Below are 21,944 nucleotides of genomic sequence, written 5' to 3' on the forward strand. Positions count from 1 at the left end.
GGGAGGTGATCCGGCCCACGTCTGGCCAGCGACGGGCAGCCACCGAAACCTGGCAGGATGGAAGCGTGCATCCCGCAGGTGAATCCGGCAACCCCGGCCCATCAACGAGTTTCTTCGATGCGGTTGGCGGCGAGCCCACCTTCCGTAAGCTGGTGGACGAGTTCTATGCGGGCGTCGCCGACGACCCGCTGCTGCGTCCGATGTATCCAGAGGAGGATCTGGGGCCCGCAGCGGAGCGGCTCACCCTGTTCCTGATGCAGTACTGGGGTGGGCCGAACACCTACTCCGCCCAGCGGGGGCACCCGCGACTACGGATGCGGCACGCACCGTTTCGGATCGGGGCGGCGGAACGGGACGCCTGGCTGCGGCACATGCGCCAGGCGGTGGACCGGCTGGACCTGCCGCCGGAGCTCGCCACCGCTCTCTGGGACTACCTGGAGCGGGCCGCGTACTTCATGGTGAACGCACTGGAGGACCCGGCCGCGCCGGCGTGACCTGGGAGGCCTGGGGTCAGAGCAGGGCCCCTTCGTCGTGCAGCCAGTCAACAAAGCTGGTGGCTACCGCCGCCCCGCAGTCGAGCATCTCGACCAGGAGCGCGTCGTGCACGCCAGCGGCGAACGGCACCTGAAGCTCGGCATAGATGGGGAGCTGGCCGCGTTCGGACGGATCTCCGATGTATGCCTTGCAGAAGCGACGGGTGTGGTTCCACTCGTTGACCACCCGGTAGGCCCGATCCTCCCAATCCGGCGGGACGGTCGCATGCGGCCGAACGCGCAGCACCAGGATCTCGTCGTCCGGGCCCTCGAGCGCGACCAGGACCGCGTGCCTTTCCCACATCGCCAGCAGGTTTCCGTCGCCGTCGGCCAGGTAGCGCACGTCGAGCCCGTCCAGAGCGGCGCAGATCCGGCTGAGCGTGACCGGTGCGACCGTGGCAGATGCGTCAACGGCCGGGGGACGGTCGACTCCCGCGTAATTGTCGCCCGGCTGTCGGGGAGCCGGCGGGCTGACCCGAACCGCCTCCTCCACTGTGACCCTGCTCCGGCTGCCCGGCTCACCGCCGTCAGCGGGACCGGGGCGCCACGACCACCACGGCATCGCTCACCCACCTCACTCCCCAGCAGATCCAGCGGCTAACGCTGCGTTGGATCCGAGGATGGACGGTACCCGGACAGCCGGGAAGAAGCACCCCCCTAATGAGCCCCCCAAGACAGAAGGACGATGGGGGGTCACCCGAACTGCTGACCCAGAATAGGCCGAACAGTCAGATCTGTCACCCTCTGCAACCATACTGCTCCGTAGGGGCCGACCAGGCCAACCCATTGGCCAACAGCCCGGACCTGCACCCCACCGGATGCCTCTGGCGCACCGAGGAAGCCCATCCGCACCAAGCCCTGAACCAACCGCTGGGGCACCTCCACCGGCGTGCCGGGAGAGTCGTCCGGAGTGACGACCACCGGCACATGATCCAGGAGAGCATCGCGCAACACCCGCTCTCCGAGGGCCCTACCGCCCGCCCCACGCCCGGCGGCGTCTCGGAGGGCCGCCGCCGCAGCGTCGGCCACCCGCCGCAGCTCGGCCGCGGGGAGCGTCTCCACCCGCCGGCTGGCGGGCGGCGGCAACGGCCAGCGCCACTGCGCGTCCCGTCGGACGGGCAGCGCCGAGCCACCCGCGCTCAGCTCCGCCAACAGCTCGCCGGCGGCGACGGTGGCGTCACCGGGGCCGCCGCCGGCCACCGTGTGGACCACCAGCACCCCCCACGGCAACCGCGCCCAGAGGGCGGTCCGCTGCGGCCCGCCGGCGGGCCGCAGCCGCACCAGTGCCCCCCGGTCCAGCCGGACCAACCGGGCAAGGAACGTGCCCGCGTCGACGACACCGGTCAGCCCATGGCCCACCCCGTCGGGCACCGTGGGCGGGGAGCCACCCCGACCCACGGTGTCCGGGCCGGTCACGCCGACCCCTCCGGGATGGCGTATGTGTGCAGGAAGGCCCGCTCCTCAGCGGAGAGGCGACGCGGCAACTGCCGGCTCAGATCAAACGGCACCAGCACCGAACGGGCCCGGCTGACCAGCACGTCACCGTCGTACATCTCGTAGTCGACGGTGACGGAGGCGGCCCGAATCTCCGACACCCACAGCTCGATCCGGACGGTCGGGGCCGCTTCCGCGGTGGCCCGGCCGAGGGCGTAGTCGACCGGCCTCAGGTAGTCGACCTCGTGCCGCCGAATCACCACACCATCGACGAACGAGCCGACGCCCCAGGCCCGCCCCCCGGCGAACATCAGGGCCACCCGTGCCTCCTCGTAGAGGGTGAGGAAGCGTGAGTTGTTGATGTGCCCGTACGCGTCCAGGTCGGACCAGCGCAGCGTGCAGTGGTAGACGAACCGGTCCGCCATGAGTCAGTCGCGGGTGAGCTTGCGGTAGGTGACCCGGTGCGGCCGGGCCGCCTCGGCACCGAGACGATCGATCTTGTTCTTCTCGTATGCTTCGAAGTTGCCCTCGAACCAGAACCACTTCGCCGGGTTCTCGTCGTCCCCCTCCCAGGCCAGGATGTGTGTGGCAACCCGGTCCAGGAACATCCGGTCGTGGGAGATGACCACGGCGCAGCCGGGGAAGTCCAGCAACGCGTTCTCCAGACTGGAGAGGGTCTCCACGTCCAGGTCATTGGTCGGCTCGTCAAGCAGGATCACATTGCCGCCAATCTTGAGCGTCAACGCCAGGTTGAGCCGGTTGCGCTCGCCCCCGGAGAGAACCTTGGTCGGCTTCTGCTGGTCCGGCCCCTTGAAACCGAAGGCAGCGATGTACGCCCGCGACGGCATCTCGACCTTGCCCACCATCAGGTGATCCAGGCCGTCGGAGACGGCCTCCCAGACGGTCTTGTCCCCCGCGAGACCCGCCCGGGTCTGGTCCACGTACGACAGGGAGACGGTGTCACCGACCTTCACGCTGCCCGCCGTCGGCTGCTCCAGCCCGACGATGGTCTTGAAGAGGGTCGTCTTACCGACGCCGTTCGGGCCGATGATGCCGACGATGCCGTTGCGCGGCAGGGAGAAGCTCAGGTCGTCGATCAGCACCCGGTCGCCGAAGGCCTTGGTGAGGTTCTGCGCCTCGATCACGGAGCTACCCAGACGCGGACCCGGCGGGATCTGGATCTCCTCGAAGTCCAGCTTGCGGGTCTTGTCCGCCTCGGCGGCCATCTCGTCGTACCGGTCGAGTCGGGCCTTGGACTTGGTCTGGCGCGCCTTGGCGTTGGAGCGGACCCACTCCAACTCGTCGGAGAGCCGCTTCTTCATCTTGGCGTCACGCCGACCCTCGACCGCCAGCCGGGCTGCCTTCTTCTCCAGGTAGGTGGAGTAGTTGCCCTCGTAGCCGACGGCCCGGCCCCGGTCCAGCTCCAGAATCCAGCCGGCCACGTTGTCCAGGAAGTAACGGTCGTGCGTGATCGCGATGACGGTACCGGCGTACTTGGCCAGGTGCTGCTCCAGCCACTGCACGCTCTCCGCGTCGAGGTGGTTGGTGGGCTCGTCGAGCAGGAGCAGGTCGGGCGTCTCCAGCAGCAGTTTGCAGAGCGCGACCCGACGCCGTTCCCCACCGGAGAGCTGGGTCACGTCGGCGTCCGGTGGCGGGCAGCGCAACGCGTCCATGGCCAGCTCGAGCTTGGAGTCGATGTCCCACGCATCGGCGTGGTCCAGTTCCTCCTGAAGGCGGCCCATCTCCGCCATCAGCTCGTCGGAGTAGTCGGTGGCCATCTGCTCGGCGATCTTGTTGAACCGCTCCAGCTTGGCCTTGGTCTCCGCGACCGCCTCCTCGACGTTGCCGAGGACCGTCTTGGCGTCGTTGAGCGGTGGCTCCTGCGCCAGCATGCCGACGGTGTAGCCGGGCATCAGCCGGGCCTCGCCGTTACTCGGTCGGTCCAGCCCCGCCATGATCTTCAGCAGGCTGGACTTGCCGGCGCCGTTCGGGCCGACCACACCGATCTTGGCACCTGGCAGGAAGCTCAGCGTCACGTTGTCGAGCACGACCTTGTCGCCATGCGCCTTGCGCGCCTTTTCCAGGACGTAGATGTACTGGGCCACGGTGCGGGCTACCCTCCATCGATCAACGGGTGTGGTCTGACGCGGGCGGGGTCTGCCGCGGGTGCGGAGCCGGGGTCGCCCATCGGCGGGCCGATCGCGCCGGCCCACCGTCAATCCTGACAGGTCACCCCGGCTACGCCTACATCACCCCGCCGGACCGGCGGCTCGGCACAGCCGCTCGGCAGACCCACAGAATGTCAGCAAGATCACTTTTGGGGTTCGGTGCCGCCAAGCGGGTGGGCCAAGTCCGGCACGGTACACCAGACGCCGCAGCTACGCTCAGTACGCTCGTCGCGGTGGATTCGTCAGCACCCGGAGGTGGCCCAACGTGACCGTCCGCAGCTCCTTTGTCGTAGTGGCCAATCGACTGCCCGTTGACGAGGTGAGCACACCCGAGGGACGGCAGTGGCGCCGCAGCCCGGGTGGGCTCGTGACCGCACTGCATCCTGTCCTCGCCGAGCACCATGGCACCTGGGTCGGCTGGGCCGGCGGTAAGGGGGCCGCGCCGGAGCCGTTCGACCTGGAGGGCATCCGGCTACATCCGGTGCCGTTGAGCACGGACGAGTTGGAGCGCTACTACGAGGGGCAGTCCAACGCGATGATCTGGCCGCTGTATCACGACGCGGTCGAAACCCCGGTGTACAAGCGCCGTTGGCGGGAGACGTACCGGCTGGTGAACGCCCGGTTCGCGGAGGCGGCATCGGATGTCGCGGCGGAGGGCGCCACGGTCTGGGTGCAGGACTACCAACTCCAGCTGGTGCCGGCGATGCTCCGCGAGCTCCGCCCCGACCTACGGATCGGCTTCTTCCTGCACATCCCGTTCCCGCCGATCGAGTTGTTCATGCAGATGCCGTTCCGCACCGAGATCCTCCGCGGGCTCCTCGGCTCCGACCTGGTGGGCTTCCAGCAGCGGCTCGCGGCGCAGAACTTCGTCCGGTTGGCCCGGCACCTGCTCGGGCTGCGCTACGAGGGGCAGATGATCCAGGTCGACGGCCGTCGGGTGAAGGCGGGCGCGTTCCCCATCTCCATCGACACGCAGGAGATGGAGCGACTGGCGGTGGATCCGGCGATCCGGGCGCGGGCGGAGGAGATCCGCGAGGAACTGGGGAACCCGCGCACGATCATCCTGGGGGTCGACCGACTCGACTACACCAAGGGCATCGAGTTGCGACTCAAGGCCTTCCGCGAGCTGCTCTCTGACGGAAAGTTGACAGTTCCGGACGCGGTTATGGTGCAGGTGGCGACGCCGAGCCGGGAACGGGTGGAGCACTACCAGGCACTTCGCGTCAAGGTGGAGCGCGAGGTTGGTCGGATAAATGGCGAATTTGGCCGGGTTGGGGTACCGGCGGTGCATTATCTGCATCAGTCGTACAGTCGCACCGAGCTGGCCGCGATGTACGTCGCCGCCGACGTGATGATGGTGACCCCGCTGCGAGACGGAATGAATCTGGTGGCCAAGGAGTACGTTGCAGCGCGCGCCGACCGGGGTGGCGCGCTCGTGCTGAGTGAATTCGCTGGCGCGGCCACCGAGCTGCGCCAATCGTTCCTGTGTAACCCGCACGACCCGGACGCGGTCAAGGAGGCCCTGCTACGGGCCGTGCACGTGGAGAAGCCGGAGGCCCGTCGCCGCATGCGGACAATGCAACGTCATCTGCGCACCCACGACGTGGGGCACTGGGCGAAGTCCTTCCTCACCGAACTTGGCGTGCCGGGACCGGATGCCTCGTGAGCACCGGCACCACACTCGGCAACCCGGTCGGTGGCGGCCTGGAGCAGGAGCTACGCACGGCGATCGGCCGGATCGCCCGTGTCCCCCAACTGCTGATCGCCTGTGACTACGACGGCACCCTCGCCCCGATCGTCGAGGACCCGAGCCGGGCCATACCGCTGCCGGAGGCGGCGGCCGCGGTGCGTGCGCTCGCCTCGCTACCGCAGACCAACGTGGCGGTCGTCTCCGGACGGGCGCTGCGTGACCTGGCCGCCCTGTCCCGGCTGCCCAGCGAGGTCCATCTCGTCGGCAGTCACGGCTCCGAGTTCGACATCGGCTTCGTCGAACGGCTCTCCCCCGAGCTGGTCGCCGTCCGCACCCGGCTCCGCGACGCGCTGCACGAGATCGTCGCCGCCCACCCCGGGGTTCGGCTGGAGCGCAAGCCGGCCAGTGTCGCCGTGCACACCCGTGGACTCGACCCGCAGGTCGCCGCCGCAGCCGTCGAGGCGGTCCGCAACGGCCCCGCGACCTGGGACGACGTCACTGTCACCCAGGGCAAGGAGGTCATCGAGCTGTCGGTGGTCGCCACCCACAAGGGCACCGCCGTTGACCAGCTACGGACCCAGCTCTCGGCCAGCGCGGTGCTCTTCATCGGCGATGACGTCACCGACGAGAACGCCTTCGGCAACCTGCACGGGCCAGATCTCGGCATCAAGATCGGGCCCGGCGACACCAGGGCGCAGTACCGGGTAGCCGAGCCGATCGAAGCCGCCCGCGCCCTCGGACTACTACTGGAGACCCGACGGAACTGGCTCTTCGGCGAGCGGGCGGTGCCGATCGAGCGGCACTCGATGTTGGCCAACGGCCGGACGGTCGCGCTCCTCACCCCCGAAGCCAAGGTCACCTGGCTGTGCAACCCGAAGCCCGACTCCGCCGCGATCTTCGCCGACCTGGTCGGCGGCAGCCCCGCCGGCTACTTCAGCGTCATGCCGGAGCGCGGTGGCATCCCGCTCGGCCAGCGCTACCGCTCCAACACGATGACCGTGGAGACCCGGTGGTCCGGCCTGACCGTGACCGACTGGCTGGACACCCCGGACACCGAGACCACACCGGATGGGCCGGCGATCGTCAGCGCCGACTCGACCCTGGTCCGAGTGCTCACCGGACACGGCCGAGCACAGCTGGAATTCGCCCCCCGGCCCGAGTTCGGCCAGGTCGCCGTCCAGCTCCAACCGCTCGATGACGGGCTGCTGGTGCTCGGCTCAAACGACCCGGTCGCGCTCTACTCCCCCGGCGTGACGTGGGAGGTGGTCGGCGACGGAGTGTTCGAGACGGCGAAGGCCGTCGTTGACCTCTCCGCCGCCAACGAGCCGGTCGTGCTGGAGATGCGCTTCGGCACCCACAGCCTGGAACACCACCGGCAGTCGATTCAGGAACGACAGGCCACGGCGGAGCAACCCTGGAAGGACTGGGTGGCCACGCTGCGGCTGCCGGCCACCGGCCGGGACCTGGTCGCCCGCAGCGCGCTCACCCTCCGCGGGTTGTGCCACCAACCGAGCGGTTCGATCCTGGCCGCCGCGACCACCTCCCTCCCCGAAGAGCTGGGCGGCGTCCGCAACTGGGACTACCGCTACTGCTGGCTCCGCGACGCGGCGCTGACCGCCCGGGCTCTGGTCGACCTCGGCTCCACCGATGAGGCCGAGGCGCTGCTGCGCTGGATCGACGGGGTCGTCGACCGCACCGGTGGGCACCCCGAACGGCTACACCCGCTCTACACGGTTGACGGTTACGAGTTGGGCGCCGAGGCCGTCATCGACACCTTGCCCGGCTACGCCGGCTCCCGGCCCGTCCGGGTCGGCAACCTCGCCAACCACCAGCTCCAACTCGACGTCTTCGGTCCGATCGCCGACCTGATCGCGGCCGTGGCCGACGCTCGCAGCTCCGTCCGGGACGACGAGTGGCGGGTCCTGGAGAACATGGTGGAGGCGGTCCGCCGCCGCTGGCACGAACCGGACCATGGCATCTGGGAGGCGCGCCTGGCGCCCCGACACCACATCTTCTCGAAGGTGATGTGCTGGCTGACCGTCGACCGGGCGCTGCACGTGGTACGCAAGCACGGCGGCGAGGAGCGGCCCGAGTGGGTGGAGCTACGCGACCGAATCGGTGCCAACGTGCTCGAGTTCGGCTGGCACGAGCAGGCCGAGGCGTACAGCGTCGCGTACGGGCACGAGGACAGTGACGCCTCCTCGCTCTGGATCGGCCTGTCCGGCCTGCTCCCCGGGGACGACCCACGCTTCGTCTCCACCGTCCTCAAGATCGAGGCAGATCTTCGCAGTGGCCCGGTGGTCTACCGCTACCACTGGGAGGACGGCCTACCCGGCCGGGAGGGTGGCTTCCACATCTGCACCTCGTGGTTGATCGAGGCGTACCTGCGCACGGGCCGCCGCGGCGACGCGGAGGAGCTGTTCACCCAAATGATCGACACCGCCGGACCGACCGGGCTGCTGCCCGAGCAGTACGACCCGCTGACCGAACGCGGGCTGGGCAACCATCCACAGGCCTACAGCCACCTCGGCGTGATCCGCTGCGCCCTCCTGTTGGACAACATGCTCAAGCAGTAGTGCGCTGAGGCCCCGACGCTCGGCCGCACACCGCGTCGGTCGAGGGTGCTCGTGGTGGCGGCCCGCTTCGGGCGGCCACCACGAGCGGGGCCGTCATCAGAGGTCCAGCGCCCCGACCACGTCGCCGACGACCACGATCGCCGGGGGGCGGAGGCCCGCCGCAGTCACGTCGGCCGCCACCACGCCGAGCGTGGAGCGGATCGTGCGCTGAGCACCGGTCGTGCCCTCCTGCACGACCACGGCCGGGGTCTGGGCCGGGCGACCATAAGTGACCAACGTCGCGGAGATCGCCGCCAGATTCTTCAGTCCCATCAGAATCACCAAGGTGCCGCGCAGCCCGGCGAGGTGCTCCCACCGCACCATGGAGGCCGACGAGTCCGGCGAAACGTGCCCGGAGACCACGGTGAACTCGTGCGCGACCGCCCGGTGGGTCACCGGGACACCGGCGCCGGCCGCAGCGGCGATCGCGCTGGTCACCCCGGGTACCACCGTCACCGGTACGCCCGCCCCGGCGCAGGCCAGCAGCTCCTCGCCACCGCGACCGAAGACGTACGGGTCACCCCCCTTGAGCCGAACCACGGACCTGCCGGCCAGTGCCCGGTCCACCAAGATCTGATTGATCTCCTCCTGCGCGCGGGCCGGGCCGTAGGGAATCTTGGCAGCATCCACCAACTCAACCTCGGGACGTAGCTCGTCCAGGAGCAGCCCGGGCACGAGCCGGTCAGCGACCACCACCTCCGCCTCGGTGAGCAGCCGCCGTCCCTTGACCGTGATCAGCTCCGGGTCACCCGGTCCCGCGCCGACCAGGGCGACGTGTCCACCGCGGCGGGTTGGGCGCGCCGGTCCCGGAACACCGCGGGCCCCGGCATCAGCCGGCGGCGGGTCAAGCGGGCCCGGCCCGGCGGCGAGCAGATCCCGGACGGCGTCCCGGACAGCCATCGCCCGGCGGGGGTCACCGCCGCCGAGGACCGCCACCGTCACCGGACCCTGCCGGGTGACGGCCGGGGTCCACGCGGTGGCGGCGGCGCGATCGTCGGCACGAACACAGAAGATCCGCCGCTCGTCGGCCACCGTGCTGATCGCGGCGGCAGCGCTCGGGTCATCCACCGCGACCTGGACCAGCCAGGCACCGTCGAGGTCGTCCACGGCGAACCGTCGCCGTTCCCAGCGCAGCCGCCCGGCGTCGGCGTGGGCGCGCAGCGCCGGGGTCAGCTCCGGCGCGACCAGGAGGACGTCCGCGCCCGCGTCGAGCAACGCCGGCATCCGGCGGGTGGCGACGACTCCGCCACCGACCACGACCACCCGCCGGCCGGCCAGCCGAAGTCCGAGCGGATACGGACTGCCGCTCACGCCGCCGGTCCGCCAGGTCGGACGGTCGGTGCACTCACTTCTGCGCCACCCCTGCCGAGTCGAAGGTGGCGACCTCGTGCAGCACTCGGACGGCCCCCGCGACCACCGGCAGGGCCAGCAGCGCCCCGGTGCCCTCACCGAGGCGCAACCCAAGGTCGACCAGAGGGGTCAACCCCAGTCGGCGCAGCGCCACCGTGGCTCCCGGCTCGACCGACCGGTGGCCTGCCACCATCGCGCCGGTGGCAGACGGGGCGAATGCCGCGGCGGCCAGCGCAGCCGAGTCGGCGATGACGCCGTCGAGCAGCACCGGCACCCGTTGGGCGGCGGCGCCCAGGATCAGCCCGGCCAGGGCCGCGTGCTCCAGGCCACCGACGGCCGCCAGCACGCCCAGCGGGTCCGCCGGGTCCGGCTCGTGCCGGCGCAGCGCCGCCCGGACCACCTCGATCTTGCGCTGGTGTGTCGGATCGTCCACTCCGGTGCCCCGGCCGGTCACCGTGGCGGGGTCAGCCTCGGCGAAGACCGCGATCAGCGCGGCGGCCGGTGTGGTGTTGCCGATACCCATATCCCCGGTGAGCAGGATGGCGGCCCCGGCATCGACGAGTTCGTCGGCGACCCGAATACCTGTCTCCACCGCGGCCCGGGCCTCGTCCCGGGTGAGGGCGGCGGTGACGGTCAGATCCCGGGTGCCGCGTCGGATGTTCGCCTCGACCAGCCGGGGTCTGGCACCGCTGGCCGTGGCCGACTCGGGCGGCGCGGTCTCGATGGACGTTGGCGGTGCGGCGACCCCGACGTCCACGACGGTCACCGTGGCCCCGGTCTGCCGGGCGAACGCGTTGACCACCGCCCCGCCGGCGAGGAAGTTGCCGATCATCTGACCGGTGACCTCCTGCGGCCAGGGCGTCACGCCCTGGGCGTGCACACCATGGTCTCCGGCGAAGACGGCCACCGCGGCCGGCTCGGGCAGCGGCGGCGGGCAGACGCCGGCCAGGCCGGCGAGACGAACGGAGAGCTCTTCCAGCACACCGAGGGAGCCCGCGGGTTTGGTCAGCCGACTCTGCAGGTCTGCGGCGGTAGCCATCGCCTGCTCGTCGAGCGGTCCGATCGCCGCTGTCGTCCTCTCCAGCATCATCCCTCCAGAACCTCTGCCAGCATGGTGGTAAACGCGTCGGTCGTCGCCGGATCGCGGACCGCGATCCGCAGCCATTCCGGACCCAGTCCGGGAAAGGTGTCGCCGCGGCGTACTGCCCAGCCTCGCTCTCGCAGGGCGCGGCGTACCGCGTCAGCGCCGGGGCGGTGGACGAGAACGAAGGCGCTCGCCGGCTGGCCGACGACGCGTATTCCCGGTAGGGCCGCCAGGCGGGTGAGGAGGTATTCGCGATCGGCGGCGAGGTCGGCAGCGATCTGGCGTTCGGCTCGCACCGCTTCGGGTCCGGCGCAGGCTGTCGCGGCGGCGAGGGCCGGGGTGGAGACCGCCCACAGCGGCTGCACGGCGGCCAGGCGGTCCAGCAGATCCGGTGCACCGAGCAGGTAGCCGACGCGCAGCCCGGCCAGCCCCCACGTCTTGGTGAGGCTCCGAACAACCAGCAGGCCAGGCAGGTCGGGCCGGGCAGCAAGCGACTCCGGCTCGCCAGCGACTCCGGGCGTGAGGGTGGTGTCGGCGAACGCCTCGTCCACGACGAGAACCCGGCCGGGCCGGGCGAGTGCGGCCACGTCGGCGGCCGGGTGCAGCACCGAGGTCGGGTTGGTGGGGTTACCGATCATGACCAGGTCGGCATCCGCCGGGACCCGGGTGGGGTCGAGCCGGAACCCGTCTTCGGGGTCGAGCAGCACCCGCTCGACCCGGTGCCCAGCCGCGCGCAGGGCCGCCTCCGGCTCGGTGAACTGCGGGTGCACCACCACCGGGCGGCGGATCCCGCGCAGCGCCTGGGCGATCAGGACGAAGCCCTCGGCAGCGCCGGCGGTGAGCAGCACCTCGGCCGGCGGCCGACCGTGCCGGGCGGCAACAGCAGCCCGCGCCGCCGCGGAGTCCGGGTATCGGGCCAGGTCACCGAGGGCGGCGGTGATCGGGTCGGCCAGCCAGTCCGGCATCGGGGCCCGGCGCACGTTCACCGCGAGGTCCACCAGACCGGGTACGGCCTCGACATCTCCATGGTGGCCGAGGTCGAGTTCGGGTGCCGCCGGGTTGTCCGACGGCGCGGCCCCTCGCCCGCTCGACTGCGTACGCATGACCGCGATCCTGCCGGGAAGGGAGCGCGTGGCACAGCGCATTGCGACGTGGGCCGCGTCACGGGCGACGGGTTCATGAATATTTCTCAAGTACGAATCGGAAATGTCATAACTTGGCCCTGTGAGCAACCGTCCCCTTGCTGCCGCCGGTCGTCTCGTCCCACTTCTCCGCGCTGGTCTCATCGCCGGCATCGTGATCGCCGCCCTGGCCTACCCGGTCGCCGCCGCGACCGGCCTCGGCGCCAAGGTCACGGCCCACGCGATGGAACACAAAACCAAGATCCTCAAAACGGCCCTGCCGGCCGAGACCTCGTACCTGTACGCGCCGGACGGCAAGACCGTACTGACGATGTTCTACGAGGAGTACCGGCAGTACACCAAGCTCGCCGACATGTCGCCGAACATCCAGCAGGCCATCATCGCCGCCGAAGATGCCCGCTTCTACCAACACAGTGGCGTCGACCCCAAGGGCATCGCCCGCGCCTTCGTGGCCAACGCCCGCTCCAGCGGCATTTCCCAGGGCGCCTCCACCCTCACCATGCAGTACGTCCGGATGGCCCTGCGGGACAGCGCCACCACCCCGAAGGAGGTGCAGGAGGCGACCCAGCAGACCAGCCTGCGCAAGGTCCGGGAGATGCGGATGGCCATGGATCTGGAGAAGGAACTGACCAAGGAGCAGATCCTGGAGCGATACCTCAACTCCGCATACTTCGGGCATCGCGCCTACGGCATCTACGCCGCCAGCGAGATCTTCTTCTCCAAGACCCCGAAGGACCTATCCGTGGTCGAGGCCGCCACCCTCGCCGGACTGGTCAAGTCGCCATCCCGGTTCGACCCGGCGACCTCCGACCAGAAGGAGGCGACCGCCCGCCGCAACTACATCCTGGACCGGATGACCGCGCTCGGCTACCTCTCGCCGAACGCCGCCACCAGCGCCAAGTCCGAACCGATCGAGCTGACCCTGAGCTACCCGTCCAACGACTGCGCGTCGGTGCCGCAGGAGTGGAACAGCTGGGGATTCATCTGCGACTACGTGAAGAACTGGTGGAGCGCCCAGCCCGCGTTCGGCGAGAACCGCCTCGAGCGGATGGACAAGCTGCGCCGGGGCGGGTACCGGATCGTGCTCAGTGTGGACCCCAAGATCCAGGAGGCGGCCGAGAAGAACGTCGGCACAAAGGGGAACACCGGCAGTCCCTTCGCCAACGGCATCGTGCTCACTGAGCCCGGCACGGGGCGACTCAAGGCCATGGCGGTGAACCGAACCTACTCCCTGAACCTGGACGGAAATCCGCTCAGCGGCAACCCGGAGGCCGGCCCGAAGGTCAAGGCCAACTACCCGAACACGGTCGCACCCCTGCTCGGCGGCGGTGACCTCCCCGGCTACCAGGCCGGATCAACTTTCAAGATGTTTCCGATGCTCGCCGCCCTCGACGCGGGTATGACCCTGAACACCAGCTTCAACGCGCCGCACCGGTACCGGTCGGAGATCTACAACGGCTGGGCTCCGTCGAACGCGAGCGGCGCCATGTCCGGCATGCAGACCATGTGGTCCGGCTTCGGCAAATCGGTCAACACGTACTTCGTCTGGCTTGAGGAGCAGGTCGGGGCAGACCAGGCGGTACGCCTCGCCGAACAGCTGGGGCTGCGCTGGCGCACCGATGTGGACCGGCACCATGCTGCTCCAGCGAACGCGAAGACCTGGGGCGCCTTCACCCTGGGGGTCTCCGACGCCACCCCACTGGAGATGGCGAACGCCTATGGTGCCGTCGCGGCCGAAGGCCGGTACTGCGAGGCGATTCCGGTGCAGGCGATCTACAACCGGGACGGCACTCCGGCGATCTACCGGACGGCCGGCGGGATTGAGCGGGAAATCGCCAAGCCCCGCTGCCGCCAAGTCGTCAGCGCGGACGCCGCCCGGGCCGCCACCGACGCCGCCCGGTGCCCCACCGGCGACACCCCGGCCCGGGGTGGCTGCGGCGGTTGGTCAACGGCGGACAGCGTCCGGGGCACCGTGGGCCGCCCGGTGGCCGGCAAGACCGGCACCACCGACAGCACCCGGTCGGCCTGGTTCGTCGGGTTCACACCCGAACTGGCCGCGGCCAGCTTCATCTCCGACCCGGACAACCCCTTCAACGCCGTCGGTGACGGCCAGTCGCAGATTCCCATCCACGCGGTCGCGAACACCCTGCGCGACGCGCTTGAGGACCAACCGACCCGCGAGTTCACGCCCCCCTCGGACGCGATCGTCGGCTGACCTGGGCACCTGCCCGATCATCGGGCAGACACCACTGGTGGTCACACCGATCAGCCCGCTACGCCCTACGGGTAACCTCATGGTCGTGTACCGGTTCCTGCTGACGCCACGCTGGCTTGGCGCGCTCGCGCTGACCCTGGTCGCGGCGGCGATCATGGGGTTGCTCGCCGACTGGCAACTGGCCCGCTACCACGACCGCACCGCGATCAACGAGCGGATCGACGCCGGCCAGCGGATGGATCCGGTACCGCTGCCCGAGGCGGTGGCCGCCCCAACCGGGAACGCCGGCACCGTCGGGCCCGCCCCCACCACCGAACGGACCTGGACGAAGGTCAACGCCACCGGGCGGTACGACACCGCGAACGTGATCCTGGTCCGGGGACGCTCACTGGACCGTACGGTCGGCTTCGAGGTGCTGACCCCACTGGTGCTGACCGACGGCACGGCCGTGCTGGTCAACCGGGGCTGGGTCCCGCCAGCGCCGGGCGGGGACGCCACCGCGCAGCCGGCCGTGCCCGCGGCCCCCGCCGGCACGGTGACCGTGACCGGCCGGATCCGCCCCGGTGAGGGCGGTTCACTCCCGGTCACCCGCCGCGACGGCAAACTGGAGACCCGCCGGGTCAGCCTGCCCCAGCTGGCCGGGGAGCTGCCGTACCCGGTTTATGGCGGGTACGTGCTACTCGACCAGCAGACCCCGACCGCCGACCCGACCTTAAAGGCAATTCCGGTCGGGTACACGAACAACTGGCAGAACTACGGGTACGTCGTGCAGTGGTGGATCTTCGCCGGAATGACGCTGCTGGGCTTCGGCTACTTCGCCCGGCGGGAGGCCCAGCGACGGGCCGGAGTGGTGCGCGAAGGTCCCACCGACCGGATAGCCGAAGCAGCCTCCACCTGATCGCTCCGGCAACTGCGGGCCCGGGGGCACAACGAACGCCGCCCGCCCCGCCAACGGTGCGACGTCCGCCCCGCCACACCGTCACCGCTGGCGGACAGCACAGTCCGGCATCAGACCGCAACGGGCTCCTCGATGCGCAGCCCCCGGGCACGCACCCCGTCGGCGACCCGGGCGAGCGTCGAGTCAAGCGCGACCAGCACGGCGGAGAGCTCCCCGAGCTGCTCCTGGAGTGACTCATCGGACCACGCGGAGACGTCAACGTCCCCCAAAGCACTGACGGCGGCCTCCAGACGGGCCATAACCTCGTTCGTACTCATGTACGAAGGCTATACCACCCCCGTGCCCGACACGCCGGAAACGCCCAGCCAGAGCAGGACGTTATGGTTCCGACACTCGAAACAGCTGCGGACGCACCTGCGGGGTAGTCCGCCACCGCAGGCGCATCCGTCATCAGCTGGGTTCAGTCACGCCCAGCGGCGGCGACGTTACGCAACAACAGCGCCTCGGCCAGGCACACGCGGGCGAACTCACCCAGGTGCAGGCTCTCGTTCGGGCCGTGCGCCCGGGCGTACGGGTCCTCCACACCGGTCACCAGGATCGCGGCCCGTGGGAACATCTCCTGGAACGTGGCGATGAACGGGATCGAACCGCCGATCCCGATGTCCACCGGATCAGTGCCGTCCCAGGCCGCCCGGAACGCGGAGCGAGCCGCGTCGAACATCGGGCCGGAAGCGTCGATGCGGCACGGATCGCCGTCGTGCTCCAGGGTGACCGACACCTGAGCGCCCCACGGAGCGTGCGCGCCCAGGTGCGCGCGGAGCGCCGCGTACGCTCGCTTGGGGTCATCACCCGGTGCCAGCCGCAGACTCAGCTTGGCCTTCGCGGACGGGACCAGGGCGTTCGGCGCCTCCCCGGTCGCCGGCGCGTCGATGCCGAGCACCGCCAGGGCCGGCTTGGTCCAGAGCCGGTCAGTAATCCGGTCGGTGCCGATGAACTGCACGCCCTCCGCCAGCCCCGCCTCAACGCGGAAGCGGTCCTCCGGATAGTCCACGGGCGCACCGCCCCGGCTGACCAGCCCGTCCACCGCCACGTTCCCGGCGTCGTCGTGCAGGGTGGCGATCAGCCGGGCCAGCGCGGTCAGCGCGTCCGGCACGGCGCCGCCGAACATGCCGCTGTGCACGGCGTGCTCCAGCATGCGGACCTCGACGAAGCAGTTCACGATCCCACGGAGCGACGTGGTCAGCGCCGGCATACCGATGTCCCAGTTGGTGGAGTCGGCGATCACGATGACATCCGAGGTGATCTCGTCCCGGTGCTCGGCGAGCAGCCTGACCAGCGAGTCGGAGCCGTACTCCTCCTCCCCCTCGATGAACAGCACGATACCCACCGGCAGCGAGTCGCCGAACGCCCGCAGCGCCGCGATGTGCGCCATGATGCCCGCCTTGTCGTCGGCGGCGCCGCGGCCATAGAGACGGCCGTCCCGCTCCACCGGCTCGAACGGGTCCGACTCCCACAGCGACAGGTCACCGACCGGCTGTACGTCGTGGTGGGCATAGAGCAGGACTGTCGGGGCGTCGGGCGGCGCCGCCTTCGTCCCGATCACGGCCGGCTGTCCACCGGACCGAACAATCCGCACCTCGAGGCCGCAGTCCCGCAGCAGCTCCGCGACCGCTGCCGCGGAACGCTCCACGTGCGCGTGGTCGAAGCCCTCGAACGCAATACCTGGGATACGGACGAGACGCTCGAGGTCCGCCCGGACGCCGGGCAGCTCCCGCGCGAGCGCGGCCCGCAGGTCAGACTCGGACATGATCGATGTTGTCATGGCCGGCATCGTATGCCGGCCTTACCGATCCACCGCGCCGCAGGTAGTACCGGGTCCGGTCGTGGGGCAGTACCGGCGCGCCGTCGACCACCAGGTCCGCCCGGTCCCGGGTGCCGTCGGTGGCGAAGTGAGCCCGCTCGCCCGCATGCCAGCGGCGCAGCTCCGGCAGGATCCCCGGGCCGTCCCGGGCCACCGCCCGGGTGAGCCGCAGCTGCGCCGGGGCGGTCACGAACACGGCGAGGCTCAACTCCGGCGCCGCCGCGGCACGCGCCGCGCTCACCCCCTCCAGCAGCAGCACCGGTGACACCGGCACCGGCACCGGGCGGGGCAGGAACGATCGCCGGACCCAGCTGTACCGCCGGTACTCCCCAGCCCGCCCCGCCCGCACCGGCGCCAGCACCCACTCCTCCAGCCGGGGCCAGAAGGTGAGTTGGTCGGCCCAGCCGTCGAGCAGGTCGTCGGTGTGTATCACCACGGGGCGGGGACAGCCGGGCCCGGCCGCGAGAGCATCGGCGAGCCGCGCCGTGAACCAGCTCTTGCCCGCGCCGCTCGGTCCGTCCACAGCCACCAGCCGGGTCTTCCCCAACCGCGCTGGCGCCGCACACACCCGCTCTGCCAGCAGGGCGTACGACTCCATCACCGCTACCACCACGGCCCGACCGTATCCGGCGACGAAGCCGCGCCATCGCGGTCCGTCGCCCGTTCGGGCGGTCGTACCCCTGGCCGATGCCGTTCGACCGCGCGTCGACGGGCGAGGACGGCATGATCGGCTGGTGTCCCACAGCGTGATGAGTCCAGGCGTTGATGCCCTGTTGGAGCAGGCCCGCGCCGGGGTGCGCCGGTTGACCCCACACCAGGCTGTCGAGGCAATCCGCGCCGGGGCGTTGCTGATCGACACCCGTACGGAACGGCAGCGGTCGGAACAGGGCGAACTACCCGGTGCGATCGTCATCGAGCGTGCGGTGCTGGAGTGGCGGCTGGACCCGGCCAGCACGTGGCGGATCCCCGAGGCCACCCGGTACGACCGGGAGGTCGTGGTGGTGTGCCGGGAGGGTTACAGCTCCAGCCTGGCCGTGGCGGGCCTACGCGCGCTCGGCCTGCGCCACGCCACCGACGTCATCGGAGGGGTGGAGGCCTGGCGAGAGGCGGAGCTCCCGATCTCCGACCGCCCCGCCGACGTCCGCCACTGACTCCGGGACCTCATCCACCACTGACTCCCGGGCCCGGTCCGCCGCGGATCCCCGGTCCCCGTCCGGGTGCGCCTGGGCTTACGTCAGGGTGCGGCCGGCCGAGTCCCCGTCGGGTGCGCCCGGCGGGATGAACGGCAGGCCCGGTGGCGGTCCGGTGTCGATCAGCCGCCACAACACTGCGGTGTCCAGGTGCTCCTCGACCAGATCGCCGAGCAGGTCCAGGGAGCGTTCACGGGCGCCGGCGAAGGAGGTGTCCGGGGCCGCCCGGAACCCGGGTCGGCCCGCTTGCCGGGCCACCTCGGTCAGGAAGCGGCGACGGAACCCGTCCGACTCGAACGCGCCGTGCCAGTGAGTGCCGTACACCGCCCCGGCGGCCACGCCCTCACCGGTGCCGTCGGCGTACGTGAAGAGCGGCGCGAGGTCCGGGGCGGCAGCCGAGACGTACCCGTGGTGGATCTCGTAGCCACGGACCGGGACACCGTCCCACCCGGTGCCGGCCGACTGCCGGACCGTCTTGCTCGGTTTGAAGGTGACCTCGACCGGCAGCAACCCCAGGCCGGGCACGCTGCCCTGCCCGCTCTCCACCGGATCATGGATGCGGCGGCCGAGCATCTGGAAGCCTCCGCAGATGCCGAGCAGCGGCCGCCCGGCGGCGGCGTGGGCGAGCACGGCATCCGCGAGGCCGTTCTGGCGAAGCCAGGCCAGGTCCGCCACGGTCGACTTGGAACCGGGCAGCACAACCAGGTCGGCGGCGGCAAGCTCGGCGGGCTCGACGGTGAGGCGCACCCGCACGCCCGGCTCGGTGGCGAGCGCCTCGACATCGGTGGCATTGCTGATCCGGGGCAGCCGGACCACGGCCACGTCCAGCCAGTCGCTGCCGCGGGGCGCGGCCGGACGGCCGAGTACCCGTCCGTAGGCCAGCGAGTCCTCCGCGTCGAGCCACAGGTCAAGCGCCCAGGGCAGCACCCCGTAAGTGGGCCTTCCGGTGACCTGGCGCAACATGTCCAGGCCCGGCGCCAGCAGGCCCCGGTCACCACGGAACTTGTTGATGACGAATCCGGCGACCAACGCCTGATCGGCCGGCTCCAGCAGGGCTACCGTGCCGAACATGGAGGCGAACACCCCACCACGGTCGATGTCACCGACCACGATCGCGGGCAGGTCGGCGTGCCGCGCCAGCCCCATGTTGACGTAGTCCCCGGCCCGTAGGTTGATCTCCGTCGGGCTACCCGCTCCCTCGCAGATCACCACGTCGTAGGACGTCCGCAGCTCCGCCAGGGCCGCGTACGCGGTTTCGGCGAGACGGGGTCGAAGCTGCCGGAACGTGTCGGTGGTGAGGGTGTCGACCGCCTCGCCGAGCAGCACCACCTGGCTGCTCCGGTCGCTGCCCGGCTTGAGCAGCACCGGGTTGAACCGCAAGTCCGGGGCCAGGCCGCAGGCCGCCGCCTGCATCGCCTGCGCCCGTCCGATCTCACCGCCGTGCCCGTCCGGGCCGACCACCACCGCCGAGTTGTTGGACATGTTCTGCGCCTTGAACGGCGCCACCCGCACGCCCTGCCGGTGCAGCCAGCGGCAGATCCCGGCGGTGAGGACGCTCTTGCCGGCGTCCGACGTGGTACCGGTAACCAGCAGTCCGCCACTCATCGCCGCCTCCCGCGTACGGCTCGTAGCCCGCTGCTCAGCGCCCGGCGGCTCACGGCGGAGACCAGACGCCCCGCGGTCAGCGGGTACGCCGCGGCGAGCCCGAGCGTGGCGAGCCCCACGGCAGCAGAGATCCGAGCCACCCGCGGAAGGTGTCTCGCGTCGGGACGCGGGCCGTCGCCGAGGAACGGACGCACCTCGACCCGGCCGGCATAGAGGTTGCGCCCGCCGAGGCGGACACCGAGCGCTCCGGCCACCGCCGCCTCGCACTGTCCGGCGTTGGGGCTGGGGTGGTCGTTCCGGTCCCGGCGCCAGACCCGCCAGGCCCCCTCCCGGTCGCCTTGGGCCAGCGGCGCCACGGCGACCGTCAGCAGCCCGGTCAGCCGGGATGGGGCGAGGTTGAGCAGGTCATCGAGGCGAGCCGCGGGAGTGCCGAAGCGTGCGTACCGGGGCGAGCGGTGGCCGACCATCGCGTCGAGCGTGTTTGCCGCCCGGTAGCCCAGCAGCCCGGGCAGGCCGGCGACCGCACCCCAGAACAGCGGCGCGACGACGGCGTCGGAGGTGTTCTCGGCGACCGACTCGACGGCGGCACGAGCCAGCTCCGGCTCGTCCAGCGTTGACGGATCCCGCCCACAGAGGTGCCCCAGGCGTTGCCGGGCCGACGGCAGGTCACCATCGCCCAGCGCTGCACCCAGCACCGCCGCCTCACGCCGCAACGTACGCCCGCCGAGCACGGCCCAGGTGCCGGCCGCTACAACAACGCCCCGCGCCACGGGACGCCCTCGGGTGGCGACTGTCACCGCGGCGCCGAGCACCACCGGCACTCCCACCGCCAACGCGGTGTAGGCCGCGCCAGCCGCCCGGTCTGGTCGGTAGATCCGTCGCTCCAGGGCACTCGCCGCGCGCCCGAACCCAGCCACCGGGTGCCATCGGCGAGGGTCGCCGACCAGCGCGTCCACCGCGTAACCCGCGACGAGCCCCGCTACCGTCGCCTGCCGCACCGGCCATCACCTCCGGCCGGTCAGCGTAGCCGAGCGCGACATCCGACCCCCGCGACCGCCTCACTACTGGTCCCGCCAGCCACGGAGGGAGCCGGGTGGTGCCCCAGACGAGGAGTGTGACGCGCGGGGTGACGGCCCTACGGCAGCCGGCACCCCGCCCCCGTCGCGTCTTTCCACCACCGGACCTTCACGCCGGGCACCTACCGCCCACCCGCGACTGGGCCGCCGCAGGCGAGCACCCGCCCGCAGCCCCGTCGAACCTGGCTACCGCCGGGTGCCGGCTCGGCGCCTCTGGCCGGCCGCATCGGCTCGGCTGGCCCCATCGGTCGGCTCCGCTGGCCCACCCGGACTCCCGGCGGAGACGAACCCGTCGGTTTGACCAGAAGCAGCGTCGCCCCGGTCCGCCTCAGCGGTCGGATCGTCCAGGGGGTCCACGTCGGCACCGGCAGCGGTCGGGTGGTCGTGGGGTGCGGCCAGCTCGACTTCCTCGTCGACCTGCCGGTCGGCGGGGGCGGACAACGCCGACTCGGTCTGCTCACCGGGCACCCGCGGATCCGCTGTGGGATCCGCCGTGTTACTGGTCGTGGTCGCCGGCCGGTTTCGCAGAAACCGACCTCGGCCGCGGGACAGGTCGTGGCCGACCGCGACGGCCTCCAGTTCGTAGTGGGTTCGGTGGCTACCGGCATCGTCGGTCCAGTCCCGGGTGTAGAGGCGCCCGGACACGATCACTGGGTCGCCGACCATCACCGACGCCGCGACCCCCTCGGCGAGCCGACGCCAGCAGTTGACCCGCAGGCGAAGGCTGTTGCCATCGACCCAGCGACCGCTCTCGCGGTCGAGGCGACGTGCGGTGGAGGCCACCTTGAAGTTGGCCACCAGGGTCTGGCTCTGGGTGGTGCGCCGCCACTCGGGGGCGGTCACGGCGGTGCCGATCACCGTGACGTGCGTGTCGAACATCGTCTCTCCCGGGGTCAGAGTGTCATCGCGAGTTGCTCGGCCTGAGCCTGGCCGGCCCCGTCCTGCGCTGCCATCTCGCCGGGGTGAGCTGTGGACAACGGGGCAGGGTGTGGACAACAACCTGTTCAAAGTCCCGGTGTGCTAGGGCCTCTGGCCCTGGGACAGCAGCGAGGGCAAGCAGCAGAATTGACCATGTTCCGGACG

General features: G+C 71.0%; 18 protein-coding genes and 1 pseudogene. 6 read left to right on the top strand and 13 right to left on the bottom strand.

Annotated elements, in window-relative coordinates; all coding sequences use genetic code 11:
• Positions 1–5 precede the first annotated feature (5 nt).
• Positions 6–494: a globin gene (locus STROP_RS17785; RefSeq protein WP_274378089.1), complete on the top strand. Its 489-nt coding sequence runs from the start codon at positions 6–8 to the stop codon at positions 492–494.
• Positions 495–510: 16 nt separating this feature from the next.
• Here STROP_RS17785 and STROP_RS17790 read toward each other — a convergent pair whose 3' ends face one another.
• The 4 genes from STROP_RS17790 to ettA form a co-directional block, all read right to left on the bottom strand.
• Positions 511–1,095 (bottom strand): type III secretion system chaperone family protein, encoded by a 585-nt coding sequence (locus tag STROP_RS17790; RefSeq protein ID WP_012014745.1) that lies wholly within the window; start codon positions 1,093–1,095, stop codon positions 511–513.
• A gap of 131 nt (positions 1,096–1,226) precedes the next feature.
• Positions 1,227–1,949 carry a DUF8185 domain-containing protein gene (locus STROP_RS17795; RefSeq protein WP_012014746.1) on the bottom strand — a complete coding sequence of 241 codons (723 nt, stop codon included), beginning with the start codon at positions 1,947–1,949 and terminating at the stop codon, positions 1,227–1,229.
• Positions 1,946–2,392, bottom strand: coding sequence for an acyl-CoA thioesterase (locus STROP_RS17800; RefSeq protein WP_012014747.1), 447 nt, complete (start codon positions 2,390–2,392; stop codon positions 1,946–1,948). Before STROP_RS17800 ends, STROP_RS17795 begins: the two co-directional genes overlap by 4 nt.
• Before the next feature lie 3 nt (positions 2,393–2,395).
• A complete protein-coding gene (gene ettA, locus STROP_RS17805; protein ID WP_012014748.1) occupies positions 2,396–4,072 on the bottom strand; it encodes an energy-dependent translational throttle protein EttA in 1,677 nt (558 codons plus the stop codon).
• A 328-nt stretch (positions 4,073–4,400) separates the two neighbouring features.
• On the opposite strand from ettA, the gene STROP_RS17810 reads away from it, so the two are divergent.
• Together STROP_RS17810 and otsB are read left to right on the top strand one after the other, a co-directional pair.
• On the top strand, positions 4,401–5,801 hold the full coding sequence (locus STROP_RS17810) for an alpha,alpha-trehalose-phosphate synthase (UDP-forming) (RefSeq protein ID WP_026275429.1): 1,401 nt from the start codon (positions 4,401–4,403) through the stop codon (positions 5,799–5,801).
• A complete protein-coding gene (gene otsB / locus STROP_RS17815) occupies positions 5,798–8,401 on the top strand; it encodes a trehalose-phosphatase (protein ID WP_012014750.1) in 2,604 nt (867 codons plus the stop codon). The genes STROP_RS17810 and otsB overlap by 4 nt, the downstream gene beginning before the upstream one ends.
• 96 nt (positions 8,402–8,497) lie before the next feature.
• Here otsB and cobA read toward each other — a convergent pair whose 3' ends face one another.
• The 3 genes from cobA to cobC are packed head-to-tail and all read right to left on the bottom strand — an operon-like array spanning position 8,498 to position 11,977.
• Entirely contained in the window at positions 8,498–9,751 is a 1,254-nt protein-coding gene (gene cobA, locus STROP_RS17820) for a uroporphyrinogen-III C-methyltransferase (protein WP_012014751.1), read from the bottom strand.
• 34 nt (positions 9,752–9,785) lie between these two features.
• Complete coding sequence (cobT, locus tag STROP_RS17825) at positions 9,786–10,877, bottom strand: nicotinate-nucleotide--dimethylbenzimidazole phosphoribosyltransferase (protein ID WP_026275428.1); 1,092 nt, start codon at positions 10,875–10,877, stop codon at positions 9,786–9,788.
• Positions 10,877–11,977 carry an Rv2231c family histidinol phosphate aminotransferase CobC gene (gene cobC / locus STROP_RS17830; protein ID WP_026275427.1) on the bottom strand — a complete coding sequence of 367 codons (1,101 nt, stop codon included), beginning with the start codon at positions 11,975–11,977 and terminating at the stop codon, positions 10,877–10,879. The genes cobT and cobC overlap by 1 nt, the downstream gene beginning before the upstream one ends.
• 121 nt (positions 11,978–12,098) lie before the next feature.
• Between cobC and STROP_RS17835 the strand changes: the two genes are divergently transcribed.
• A complete protein-coding gene (locus STROP_RS17835) occupies positions 12,099–14,231 on the top strand; it encodes a transglycosylase domain-containing protein (protein ID WP_012014754.1) in 2,133 nt (710 codons plus the stop codon).
• A 79-nt stretch (positions 14,232–14,310) separates the two neighbouring features.
• A complete protein-coding gene (locus tag STROP_RS17840) occupies positions 14,311–15,129 on the top strand; it encodes an SURF1 family cytochrome oxidase biogenesis protein (RefSeq protein WP_028568915.1) in 819 nt (272 codons plus the stop codon).
• Between the two features lie 110 nt (positions 15,130–15,239).
• Here STROP_RS17840 and STROP_RS17845 read toward each other — a convergent pair whose 3' ends face one another.
• The 3 genes from STROP_RS17845 to STROP_RS17855 form a co-directional block, all read right to left on the bottom strand.
• A complete protein-coding gene (locus tag STROP_RS17845) occupies positions 15,240–15,446 on the bottom strand; it encodes a hypothetical protein (protein ID WP_012014756.1) in 207 nt (68 codons plus the stop codon).
• Positions 15,447–15,589: 143 nt separating this feature from the next.
• Positions 15,590–16,936 (bottom strand): dipeptidase, encoded by a 1,347-nt coding sequence (locus STROP_RS17850; RefSeq protein WP_012014757.1) that lies wholly within the window; start codon positions 16,934–16,936, stop codon positions 15,590–15,592.
• Complete coding sequence (locus STROP_RS17855; protein ID WP_018831515.1) at positions 16,923–17,603, bottom strand: uridine kinase family protein; 681 nt, start codon at positions 17,601–17,603, stop codon at positions 16,923–16,925. Before STROP_RS17855 ends, STROP_RS17850 begins: the two co-directional genes overlap by 14 nt.
• Before the next feature lie 136 nt (positions 17,604–17,739).
• Between STROP_RS17855 and STROP_RS17860 the strand changes: the two genes are divergently transcribed.
• Entirely contained in the window at positions 17,740–18,141 is a 402-nt protein-coding gene (locus tag STROP_RS17860) for a rhodanese-like domain-containing protein (RefSeq protein WP_012014759.1), read from the top strand.
• Positions 18,142–18,219: 78 nt separating this feature from the next.
• Here the strand turns inward: STROP_RS17860 and STROP_RS17865 are convergent, their stop codons facing one another.
• The 3 genes and pseudogenes from STROP_RS17865 to STROP_RS17875 all read right to left on the bottom strand — a co-directional run bounded on the left by STROP_RS17865 (position 18,220) and on the right by STROP_RS17875 (position 21,740).
• Positions 18,220–19,785 carry a cobyric acid synthase gene (locus STROP_RS17865; RefSeq protein ID WP_012014760.1) on the bottom strand — a complete coding sequence of 522 codons (1,566 nt, stop codon included), beginning with the start codon at positions 19,783–19,785 and terminating at the stop codon, positions 18,220–18,222.
• Positions 19,782–20,783, bottom strand: coding sequence for a cobalamin biosynthesis protein (locus STROP_RS17870; RefSeq protein ID WP_012014761.1), 1,002 nt, complete (start codon positions 20,781–20,783; stop codon positions 19,782–19,784). Before STROP_RS17870 ends, STROP_RS17865 begins: the two co-directional genes overlap by 4 nt.
• Before the next feature lie 200 nt (positions 20,784–20,983).
• A pseudogene (locus STROP_RS17875) lies at positions 20,984–21,740 on the bottom strand (single-stranded DNA-binding protein).
• Between the last annotated feature and the right edge of the window lie 204 nt (positions 21,741–21,944).

The sequence above is a fragment of the Salinispora tropica CNB-440 genome (assembly GCF_000016425.1).
Classification (GTDB): Bacteria; Actinomycetota; Actinomycetes; order Mycobacteriales; family Micromonosporaceae; genus Micromonospora; species Micromonospora tropica.